General features: G+C 37.6%; 8 protein-coding genes. 5 read left to right on the top strand and 3 right to left on the bottom strand.

What is annotated here, in order from left to right:
* Positions 1 to 15 precede the first annotated feature (15 nt).
* The 5 genes from B8977_RS01525 (at position 16) to B8977_RS01505 (ending at position 5,000) form a co-directional block, all read left to right on the top strand.
* Positions 16 to 624, top strand: a complete 609-nt coding sequence (locus B8977_RS01525; RefSeq protein WP_084015576.1) for a porin family protein — start codon at positions 16 to 18, stop codon at positions 622 to 624.
* Positions 625 to 638: 14 nt separating this feature from the next.
* Positions 639 to 1,013, top strand: coding sequence for an ApeI family dehydratase (locus B8977_RS01520; RefSeq protein WP_084015574.1), 375 nt, complete (start codon positions 639 to 641; stop codon positions 1,011 to 1,013).
* Between the two features lie 2 nt (positions 1,014 to 1,015).
* Positions 1,016 to 1,480, top strand: a complete 465-nt coding sequence (locus tag B8977_RS01515; RefSeq protein ID WP_084015572.1) for a hypothetical protein — start codon at positions 1,016 to 1,018, stop codon at positions 1,478 to 1,480.
* A 9-nt stretch (positions 1,481 to 1,489) separates the two neighbouring features.
* Entirely contained in the window at positions 1,490 to 2,677 is a 1,188-nt protein-coding gene (locus tag B8977_RS01510) for a DUF2062 domain-containing protein (protein ID WP_084015570.1), read from the top strand.
* Between the two features lie 166 nt (positions 2,678 to 2,843).
* Positions 2,844 to 5,000, top strand: a complete 2,157-nt coding sequence (locus tag B8977_RS01505; RefSeq protein ID WP_084015568.1) for a cation:proton antiporter — start codon at positions 2,844 to 2,846, stop codon at positions 4,998 to 5,000.
* A gap of 56 nt (positions 5,001 to 5,056) precedes the next feature.
* Here the strand turns inward: B8977_RS01505 and B8977_RS01500 are convergent, their stop codons facing one another.
* From B8977_RS01500 to B8977_RS01490, 3 genes are all read right to left on the bottom strand, one after another.
* Positions 5,057 to 5,953 carry a DUF6515 family protein gene (locus B8977_RS01500; RefSeq protein WP_084015566.1) on the bottom strand — a complete coding sequence of 299 codons (897 nt, stop codon included), beginning with the start codon at positions 5,951 to 5,953 and terminating at the stop codon, positions 5,057 to 5,059.
* 152 nt (positions 5,954 to 6,105) lie between these two features.
* A complete protein-coding gene (locus B8977_RS01495; protein WP_084015564.1) occupies positions 6,106 to 8,376 on the bottom strand; it encodes an aconitate hydratase in 2,271 nt (756 codons plus the stop codon).
* A 60-nt stretch (positions 8,377 to 8,436) separates the two neighbouring features.
* A complete protein-coding gene (locus tag B8977_RS01490) occupies positions 8,437 to 11,208 on the bottom strand; it encodes a bifunctional aconitate hydratase 2/2-methylisocitrate dehydratase (protein ID WP_084015562.1) in 2,772 nt (923 codons plus the stop codon).
* Positions 11,209 to 11,704 lie beyond the last annotated feature (496 nt).

Genomic DNA, 11,704 nt, shown 5'->3' with positions numbered 1-11,704 from the left:
AATAACAACTCATTTATGAAAAAATTATTTACTGCTTTCTCTTTACTATTCCTATTCGGAATCTCAAACGCACAGGTTGAACTTTGGTTAGGACCCAAAGCCGGTGTCAACCTTGCAAACGTAAGCAACATCGACGGAAAATCTTTGATTGGTGCTTACGGCGGAGCGGCATTTGCAATTAAATTTAGTGAAAGATATGCTTTACAGCCCGAGATAGGATTTTCGATGCAAGGGACAAATGACATTTACAACACAAATGAAGAATTGACATTAAACTATTTTACACTGGGGGTTATAAATAAATTATATATCGTTGATGGGTTTCATATTTTGGCAGGTCCGGAATTCAATTTCAAAGTAAATGATACTTTCTCTGATTGGAACGGTGATGACTATTATGACGAAGACGGAAATTGGATTGGCGGCTCAGATCCACAGCCTTTTGATTTTACAATTGTAGGCGGTTTAGGATATGATTTACCTTTCGGATTAACTTTCGAAGCAAGGTATAAACAAGGATTACAGGATGTGATGGATTTTATCAATTGGGACAATGATACTAAATCAAGACTAAATCAGGTTTTCCAATTTGGAATCGCTTACAAATTCCACATGAACAAATAAAAATAATAATAAGGATGGAACTTCTCAATAACTTTTATAAAATCATAAATTTATATGAAACTGAAAGCGACAAATTGCTTGCTTTGGTAAAGATTGACAAGTTCCATCCGATATTCAAAGGGCATTTTCCCAATCATCCCGTTACCCCGGGCGTTTGCACAATGCAAATCATCAAAGAACTTTCTGAGAAATGGGCAGGTGAAAGTCTTATATTGAAAACGGCACGAAATGTGAAGTTTATGGCTATCATCAACCCGGAACTGAATGAAGATGTGGAGTTTGAATTGCAATTGGAACCAGTAAATGACAATGAATTTTCTGTAAAAAGTACTGTTTCGATTGAAAACAATCCGGCACTCAAATTCAGCGGGATATTTCAAAAAGTCTAATTATGAAGAATGCCATTTTATTCGTTGTCTTATTGGGAAGTATTTCTTTATTTGCTCAATCTACTGCCATAAGAAAAGCCTACAGGGATGCTACAAAATCAGAGGAAAAAGCGAAAACTTTTTACAATTTGGTAGATGATGTATCACAATCAGATAAAGCCGTGATGGTCGCGTACAAAGGCGCAGGAAAAATGCTTCTCGCTCGTTATGCGCCGCTTACCAAAAGAAAACCAAAAATCAAAGAAGCCATCGAATGGATAGAAAAAGCTGTTAAAGCCGATTCTGATAATGTCGAAATCAGACTTTTGCGATTGAGCGTTCAGGAAAATCTTCCAAAATTTTTGGGATACAATGACAATATTGAGGAAGATAAGAAATTCGTCAAAGATGCTTTGCCTAACATCAAAGACAAAGAATTGGTAGAAATGATCAATGGATATTTTACCGAATTTTCAAAGAAAAAATAAACTCTTTTTATGCGCAACATACTCTCTGCTATCAACGCTTGCGTCATAATTCCTACTTACAACAACGAAAAAACACTCAAAAGAGTTTTACTCAAAATTCTGGAATTTACTTCCGATATAATTGTCGTAAATGACGGCTCAACCGATTCTACACCTTTGATTCTAAATGAATTTACACAAATTCAGCAAATTCATTTCCCTAGAAATAAAGGTAAAGGTTTTGCTTTGAGAAAAGGTTTCAAAGAAGCCTTGAAGCAGAATTTTGATTATGCAATTACAATCGATTCCGACGGACAGCACTTTCCCGAAGATATTGTTGTGTTCGTTGACGAAATTACTGAAAATGGAGAATCTTTGCTCATCGGCGACCGAAATATGGAACAGGAAGGGATTCCAAAAAAAAGCAGTTTTGGCAATCGATTTTCGAATTTCTGGTTTTGTTTTGAAACAGGAATCCGATTGAATGATACGCAATCAGGATTTCGTTTGTATCCGATTAAAAGGATGAAAAAAATAAAATTCTTTACACGCAAATTTGAATTTGAAATAGAAGTAATCGTAAAATCTGCATGGAAAAGAATTCCCGTAAAAAATGTCCCGATTCATGTTTTGTATGACGAGTCGGAACGCGTTTCCCATTTCCGCCCGTTCAAAGACTTTACACGCATCAGCTTACTCAATACCTGGCTTGTAATCATTGCTTTACTTTACATCAAACCGCGCGATTATATATTTAAATTTAAAAAAAAAGGATTTAAACGATTCTTTTTAGAGGATTTATTGCATAGTGAAGACTCCAAATTAAAAAAGACACTTTCGGTCATGTTGGGTGTTTTCATCGGACTTTCGCCTTTGTGGGGATTTCATACCATTACCGTTTTATCTTTGGCTTTTGCGCTGAAGCTCAACAAATTGATTGCATTTGCTTTTTCTAACGTGAGCATTCCGCCATTCATTCCTTTTATTGTTTTTGGTTCGCTTCAGATAGGAAGTGCCATTTTGGGAAAACCTAATCCGGGCTCATTTGAATTGGATAAATTTGATTCTTACACAACATTTTTGGCGCAGCATCTTTCTGAATATTTAGTAGGAAGTTTCATTTTAAGTATTTGTGGTGCATTGGTTTTCGGAGCTATTACTTATTTGCTTTTGAGTATAAAATTCAGCAGTAAAAAAAACATCACAACCATCAGTTGACAATTTCTACATTTGTCTATTTAACGCACGAATTCATCTTCGGTAAAACCAATTTTTGTAAATTTGTTTAAATGACTAAACTTTTACACATTAAAAAATTCTGAATTTAAGTTTTGGTCTTATTACTTAATCGCATAACTAATTGCGGTCAAATGAATTAAGGAATATGACAAATTTTTTCAACCAACTCGCGCACGAATTTGAGCTGCCGTTGCACAATCCTGTACTGATTTTTTCACTGGTACTACTCATCATATTATTGGCTCCCATTTTACTCAAAAGATTAAACATTCCGGGAATTATCGGATTAATTATTTCAGGTGTGATAATCGGACCTTTTGGTTTTAATATTTTAGAAAAAAATTCGGCAGTAGATTTATTTTCAACCATCGGACTTTTATACATCATGTTCATTGCCGGACTGGAATTGGATTTGAATGAATTCAAAGCACACAAAAACAAAAGCTTACTGTTTGGATTTTTCACATTTGCCATTCCCATCACGATGGGATTTCCGGTTTGTTATTATTTATTAGATTACGATTTCAATGCAAGTTTCCTCACTGCGAGCATGTTTGCGACGCACACGCTTGTCGCCTACCCGATTGTCAGCAAACTCGGAATAGCTAAAAACCAAGCCGTTGCAGTGACTGTGGGTGGAACGATTTTGACGGATACCGCAGTTTTAATCATACTGGCGGTTCTTATTGGAAAAAATGAAGGAAGTTTAGACCAGACTTTTTGGATTAAATTAATTGTATCGTTGGCAATTTTTTCAGCAATCATGTTTTTTGTAATTCCAAAGATTGCAAAGTGGTTTTTCAGAAAGCTTGAAAGTGAGAAACATGCGCATTATATTTTTGTATTGGCAGTGGTTTTCTTCGCTGCTTTTTTAGCTGAAGTAGCCGGCGTTGAACCCATCATCGGAGCTTTTGTTGCCGGTTTGGCTTTGAATCCTTTGATTCCTCATTCTTCTGCTTTGATGAACAGAATTGAGTTCATCGGAAATGCACTATTCATTCCTTTCTTCTTGATTTCTGTTGGAATGCTGGTAGATGTAAGTGTAATTCTAAGCGGACCTATGGCAATCATCATTGCGCTGACATTAAGCACAGTAGCCATTTTCAGTAAGTGGGTGGCAGCACTTTTCACACAATTAGTTTTTAAATTTACACAAGCCCAGCGCCAATTGATATTTGGATTGAGCGGAGCACATGCTGCGGCAACACTCGCGGTAATTTTAGTAGGATACAAAGCCAATATTTTAGATGAAAATATATTGAACGGAACGATTATTTTGATTTTGATTACTTGTGTAGTTGCTTCATTTGCCGCAGAAAAAGCTTCGAAAAAAATTGCACTGAGCGAAGAAGAAACGCCTTCCGTAGATGATTTAAAAAATCATTCTTACCAGACCGAACAGATTTTGATTCCTGTTGCAAATTTAAATTTGGTAGAAAATTTACTTGATTTTGCATTGCTTATAAAAGATAAAAATTCCGTCAACCCGATTACATTGCTTTCCGTCGTCCCCAACAATGATGAAGCGGAAGTCAACATCATGAAATACAGAAAAGAGCTTGAGAAATTCATCTTACAAGGTTCTGCATCTGAAACGAAAGTAAATACAATTGCAACTATTGACCACAATCCTGCAAGCGGAATTGTCAGAACGTCAAAAGAAATCATGGCAGATTTTGTGATCATTGGCTGGCCTCAGAAAGCTGGATTTTTTGATAAAATATTTGGTGAAAAAACAGATTCTATAATCAATAATGTGGACAGAAATTTATTGATTTGCCGTTTTATAAAACCTTTAATTGATAAAAAAAGACTCGTTTTTATCTGTCCGCCATTTTCTGAAAAAGAGAGCGGATTTCCGTTGATCCTCCAAAAAGTGTTTAGGATTTCTCAGGAATTCAGCATTCCTGTCATTTTGTATGCGGAGGAAAAAACGCATGATGCCATCCAAATCATTATGAAAAGCCTAAAACTCAATAGTAAAATCACCTTCAAACCATTTACTTATTGGGAAGATTTTTTGGTTATCACAAAAGACATTGATCCAAATGATTTGATTGTTTTCAACTCTTCTCGACGTGGTTCTATTTCATATTCGCCTTCATTAGAAAAAATTCCTGCTAAATTTGAGCGTTATTTAGACCAAAATGATTTGATTGTGATTTATCCGCAAGAGCATATAAGTGGTATTTCCATTGATGATTATGAGAATTTCACTTCGGCACCTTTGAGCAAAGGAATTGAAGCCATCGAACAAATCGGAAAAGGAATCGGAAGCATTTTTAAGAAAGATAAAGATTAATCCAAATAAAAAAACCCGACAAAATGCCGGGTTTGGTGTTTGATAATGTATTTTGTTTAATTTAGGTATCCCACCACTTGGTAAGCTCTCTTTCCCTGGAAGTGAATTTTTTGATAAAGCACTCCGAAATATTCATAATATCGCTCGCCGTTGATGTACACTTTTTCATAGTCCATCGGCAGTGTATAAATGATTGAACCTACCGGCGGCTGAACTACATAATAATTGTCGTTGTTCCAATTGTAGTACGTTCCATTGTAATAGTAATATTGATTTCCCGCAATGTAAATGTTCGTGTAACCTACTGGCAAAACATTGATAAAGAATCCAATCGGCGCAGAAATTCTGCGGTATCTATTGTTGTAGAACTGGTAATAATAACCGTTGTCCATATAATAATGATTGGAATTGTAAGTTACCTTTCTATAATTCGCACGCGGATTGCTGTTGTAAATGATTCGGTCAGATTCATTTCTCTCGTATCGAACTGATTTCTTGTCGAAATTCCTTACTGCAGGCTGATTCTCTACGCGTACCGTTCTTACTTTCTCATCATTATTGCGTGTACTATTATTTCTAATGGTTTGGTTTTCATTTGCATTTTGAGCAGTTCTCACTGGCTTTACATTTGAATTCCCATTGGAACGAACGGTTTCATTTTTCACAACTTGCTGATTTGAAGAACGAACTGGTTGTTCATTGCGGACTGTGGGGTGATTGGATCTAACCGTTTGTTCTTTGGTTCCGGAATTCTGATTAGATCGCACCGTTGCATTTCCTCTGTTGGACTGACGAACCTGGTTGGATTCGTTTGACCGCACAGACTGATTGGTTCTGGTCGCTTTTTCAGACCCGCCACGAGTCGAATTTCCATTCGATCTCACTTGTGCATCTACCATGATTGAACTCGTCAAAATCATGAATGCGCCTAAAAATAATCTAACAGTTTTCATTTTTGTAAATTTAATTTGAATGGTTAAATACCAAATCTGTGCTAAATTTTATTAAAAATTAAATCCATCGACATAAAGTTCAAATTAATCGACAAAAACAAAAAATCCCGTCAAGAAATTATCAACGGGATTTATATTATTTAAAAATTAATTTAATTCTGCGCTTCCTTTGCTTTGATTAAATTCAATGCAGAACCTGCTTTGAACCATTCGATTTGGGCAGCGTTGTAAGTGTGATTTAATTTAATCAAATCTTTTGAGCCATCTGCGTGGACCAATTCCAAAGTCAATTGTCTATCCGGCGCAAATTCCGTCAAATCAACAAAATTGAAAGTATCATCTTCTTGCACTTTGTCATAATCGGCTTCGTTTGCAAAAGTCAAACCTAACATTCCTTGTTTTTTCAAGTTAGTTTCGTGAATCCTAGCAAAAGAACGAACGATAACTGCTACCACACCCAAATGACGAGGCTGCATCGCAGCATGTTCACGTGATGAACCTTCACCGTAATTTTGGTCACCGACAACTACCGAAGGAACACCCGCAGCTTTGTATGCACGCGCCGTATCAGGCACAGTTCCGTATTCGCCAGTGATTTGATTTTTAACTTTATTTGTTTCCTGGTTGAATTCATTTACAGCTCCGATCAAGGTATTGTTGGAAATATTGTCCAAATGGCCACGGAAACGTAACCAAGGTCCTGCCATCGAAATGTGGTCAGTCGTACATTTACCGTAAGCTTTGATGAGCAATTTTGCTCCCATTATATTTTGTCCGTTCCAAGGTTTGAAACCTTCTAACAATTGCAAACGTTCCGAATCGGGCTTTACATCGACAATTACATTTGAACCGTCTTCAACGGGTGCCTGATAACCATTATCTTCATAAGAAAATCCTTTCGAAGGCAATTCAAATCCTGTTGGCGGATCCAATTTTACTTGTTCGCCTTTGTCATTCGTCAAGGTATCAGTCAGAGGATTGAAATCCAATCGACCCGCAATTGCAATCGCAGCAACCATTTCAGGGGAAGTCACAAACGCATATGTATTTGGATTTCCGTCTGCACGTTTTTTGAAGTTACGGTTGAACGAATGAACAATTGTATTTTTTTCTTCTTTTTCAGCGCCTTCTCTGTCCCATTGACCAATGCATGGACCGCAGGCATTTGTGAAGATAACTGCATCTAAATCATTGAACGGTTTCAAAATTCCGTCTCGTTCTGCTGTATATCGAACTTGTTCCGAACCCGGATTGATCCCAAAGCTTGACTTGGTTCCCAATCCTTTGTCAACCGCTTGTCTCGCGATAGAAGCCGCCCTGGACAAATCTTCATAAGAAGAATTGGTACAAGAACCGATTAAACCCCATTCAACCGTAGTTGGCCAATCATTGGCTGAGGCCAGTTCTTTCATTTTAGAAACAGGCGTCATCAAATCAGGCGTGAAAGGACCATTTAATCTTGGTTCCAATTCTGACAAATTAATTTCGATTAATTGATCATAATATTGTTCAGGATTGGCATAAACTTCCTCATCTGAACGCAAATGTTCTCTGTTGTGGTTTGCCAAATCCGCGATATCAGCACGATCAGTCGCTCTCAAATATCTTTCAGAAGCATCGTCATAAGCAAAAATTGAAGTCGTTGCTCCGATTTCCGCTCCCATGTTACAAATCGTTCCTTTACCGGTTGCAGAAAGATTTTCAGCTCCTTCTCCGAAGTATTCTACGATTGCTCCAGTTCCTCCTTTTACGGTTAAAATTCCAGCAACTTCTAAAATCACATCTTTAGCGGAAGCCCAACCGTTTAGTTTTCCGGTTAATTTAACACCGATTAATTTTGGCATTTTTAATTCCCAAGCCATTCCAGCCATCACGTCAACCGCATCTGCTCCACCAACTCCGATTGCAACCATTCCCAATCCTCCAGCATTAGGTGTGTGAGAATCCGTTCCAATCATCATTCCTCCGGGAAAAGCATAATTTTCCAAAACTACTTGGTGGATGATGCCTGCGCCCGGTTCCCAGAAACCGATTCCGTATTTATTAGAAACGGATTCGAGGAAATTAAACACTTCCGAAGATTTATGAATTGCATCCTGTAAATCTGTTTTTGCACCTACTTTTGCCTGAATTAAGTGGTCGCAGTGAACCGTTGAAGGAACTGCTGTTTTTGTTTTTCCGGCTTGCATAAATTGTAAAAGTGCCATCTGCGCAGTTGCATCCTGCATCGCTACCCTATCCGGCGCAAAATCTACATAAGATTCTCCGCGTTTAAAGGCTTCTGTTGCAACACCGTCAAATAGATGTGCATATAAAATTTTCTCTGAATAAGTCAGCGGACGCCCCACGATTTGGCGAGCTTTATTTACTCGTTCATTCATGAGTCCGTACACTCCTTTTATCATTTCAATATCAAATGCCATATCTTTTTTAATTAAATTAATTTTTATATGTTGCAGCTGGAAGTAATAAATTTCAATGGTTTATCCTACCAATTGCTTTTGGGCAGGGGCGAATTTTGTCAAATCGATACCTGCCACAGCTGATTTATATTCTTCAATATTAGGAATTCTTCCCAAAACTGCAGAAAGCACTACAACCGGTGTAGATGCCAATAAAGATTCTCCTTTTTTACCTTCAGAATCTTCAACGACTCTACCTTGGAAAAGACGTGTAGAAGTTGCCAAAACGGTATCTCCTTTCGCTGCTTTTTCCTGATTACCCATACAAAGATTACAACCCGGACGCTCCAAATACATCATGTTTTCATATTCAGTACGTGCTGCTACTTTCGGAGCATTATCATCAAATTCGAAGCCAGAATATTTTTGCAACACATCCCAATCGCCTTCTTCTTTCAATTCTTCAATGATGTTATAAGTCGGAGCGGCAACAATTAACGGCGCATTGAACTCAACTTTACCCTGTTGTTCCTCAATGTTTTTAAGCATTTGAGAAACAATTTTCAAATCTCCTTTGTGAACCATACAAGAGCCGATAAATCCTAAATCCACTTTTTTGTCATTTCCATAAAAAGAAAGCGGACGGATGGTATCGTGTGTGTATCTTTTAGAAACGTCTTTATTGTTTACGTCGGGATCTGCAATCATTGGCTCAACAATTACATCCAAATCTATGACAACTTCTGCGTAATATTTTGCATTTTCGTCAGGAGTCAAAGCTGGTTTTTCTCCGGATTTAATTTCTGCAATACGTTTGTCAGCTTTATTAATCAAACCTTGAAGCACTTGACGGGCATTGTCCATGCCTTTGTCTATCATAATTTGAATTCTGGCTTTGGCAATTTCCAATGATTCGATCAAAGTATCATCTTCGGAAATATTGATGGAAGCTTTCGCTTTCATTTCTGCAGTCCAATCGGTAAATGTAAATGCCTGGTCAGCAGGAAGTGTACCGATGTGAACTTCAATAATTCTACCTTGGAAAACATTTTCACCACCAAATTGTTGCAACATTTGCGCTTGTGTCGCATGAACCACGTCACGGAAATCCATGTGTTCTTTCATTTCGCCTTTGAAGGTAACTTTCACTGATTCAGGAATCGGCATAGAAGCCTCTCCTGTAGCCAATGCTAGTGCAACCGTTCCCGAGTCAGCGCCAAAAGCAACTCCTTTGGACATTCTCGTATGTGAATCACCACCGATGATGATTGCCCATTCGTCGATTGTAATATCGTTCAAAACCTTGTGAATTACATCGGTCATCGAATGGTATTCACCTTTCGGGTCACGCGCTGTAATTAATCCAAAATCGTTCATGAATTTCATCAATTTCGGAATATTGGCTTGTGCTTTTTTATCCCAAACCGAAGCCGTGTGACAACCTGATTGGTAAGCTCCATCAACAATTGGTGAAATAACCGTCGCTGCCATCGCTTCCAATTCCTGTGAGGTCATCAAACCTGTAGTGTCCTGAGAACCGACGATATTAACCTCAACACGAACATCAGAACCAGCATGTAAAACTTTACCCGGAGTTGTGCCAACAGCGTTTCTATTGAATATCTTTTCAACCGCAGTCAAACCTTGTCCTTCGTTAGAAATTTCTTTCGACGGTGCAAATACCAACGTCGGTTCAATATCTAAAATTTTTGCTGCAATCGTCTGGATTTTTTTACCGAAAACAATCGCATAGGAACCACCTGCTCTAATGAATTCTCTTTTCTGCGGCGTAAGTGCTTTGGAAATGTCAATCAATTCCTGTTCGCCGTTGTATAATTTTTTTGTTTTTGTATTAATGGTCAAAACGGTTCCGGTAGCGACAGAATAAACTTCTTCCAAAATTGGATCTCCGCTTTCATTGCGTACCACTTGTCCATTTTCATCAACTTTTTTCACCCAGTTTTTCAGATCCAAACCAATTCCACCTGTCACGTCAACTGTCGTCAAGAAAATTGGAGAAATACCGTTTGTACCACCCACAATCGGAGCTATATTTACAAATGGAACATAAGGACTTGCTTGTTTACCCGTCCAAAGCGCCACATTGTTTACACCTGACATTCTCGATGAACCTACACCCATTGTACCTTTTTCCGCAATCAACATCACACTTTTGTCAGGATGTTGAGCCTGCAAACCTCTGATTTCAGATTGTGCCTTAGGCGTAATCATACACAAACCGTGCAATTCACGGTCTGAACGAGAATGCGCTTGATTTCCCGGAGAAAGTAAATCTGTAGAAATATCTCCTTCGCCTGCAATGAAAGTTACGATTTGAATTTCTTCCGGAACTTCCGGAAGTTTGGTAAAAAATTCTGCTTTTGCATAGCTTTCCAAAATATCTCTCGCGATTGGATTCTCGTTTTTGAAGGCTTCTTTCAAACGGTCTGTGTCCGCATCGTACAAGAAAACTTGTGTTTTCAATACTTCTGCCGCTTGTTTTGCGATAACGATATCTTCGCCCAAAGCCAAATCAAGCAATACTTCGATAGAAGGTCCACCTTTCATGTGAGACAACAATTCAAACGCAAAAACAGGCGTGATTTCTTCCAAAACCGATTCGCCTAAAATGATTTCTTTTAAAAATCTGGCTTTCACTCCGGCAGCACTTGTTGTTCCAGGTAAAGTATTGTAAATGAAAAATTTAAGTGAATCTTCGCGGTGCTTGTTGTTGACATCTTTGATTTGTGTGATGATTGCGCCTAGAAGTTCAGCCCCGTCGATGGGTTTAGGATGCAATCCGTGTTCTTTTCTTTCTTCGATTTCTTTGATGTAATCGTTATAAATGTCCATAAATTTAGGAATCTTTTCAATGTTAAGACAGCTATTTTTCTTTTACTGCCTAGTTAATTTATAATAAATATCATTGAAATGCTGAACCTGCCTTGATAAACTATCTGACGCTATTCAACACCTCAAATGAGTCCTCTTTAAAGGGTTACAAATTTACTTTTTAATTAGTCATTTTGCATGAATTTGCCAATTCAATTTAATTATTGGTTTATAATTTAGAATGATTATAAAAAATAATGCAACAGATGAATGATTTTGGTAAAAAATTCGCAATTCAGTGACCTCAAATTGAGCGTGAAAAATTTAACCACATAGTTATAATAGGTTTAAAACCGATGGGAGTAAACATAAAGAAACATGAGTTTGAAGCTTTGCTTCAATTTATATGAAATGATTTCATCCTATGCTGACAAAGTCAGACTGTGAAAACTTATGCGCAATATTTTCTATGAAACTATGCGGTTTAAATTATTTTTTTCAACCTCAACCAACCATT

It is taken from the genome of Moheibacter sediminis, from assembly GCF_900176425.1.
Classification (GTDB): Bacteria; Bacteroidota; Bacteroidia; order Flavobacteriales; family Weeksellaceae; genus Moheibacter; species Moheibacter sediminis.
Note: the sequence above shows the minus strand (reverse complement) of the source record. Positions and strands in the feature narration are given on the sequence as shown.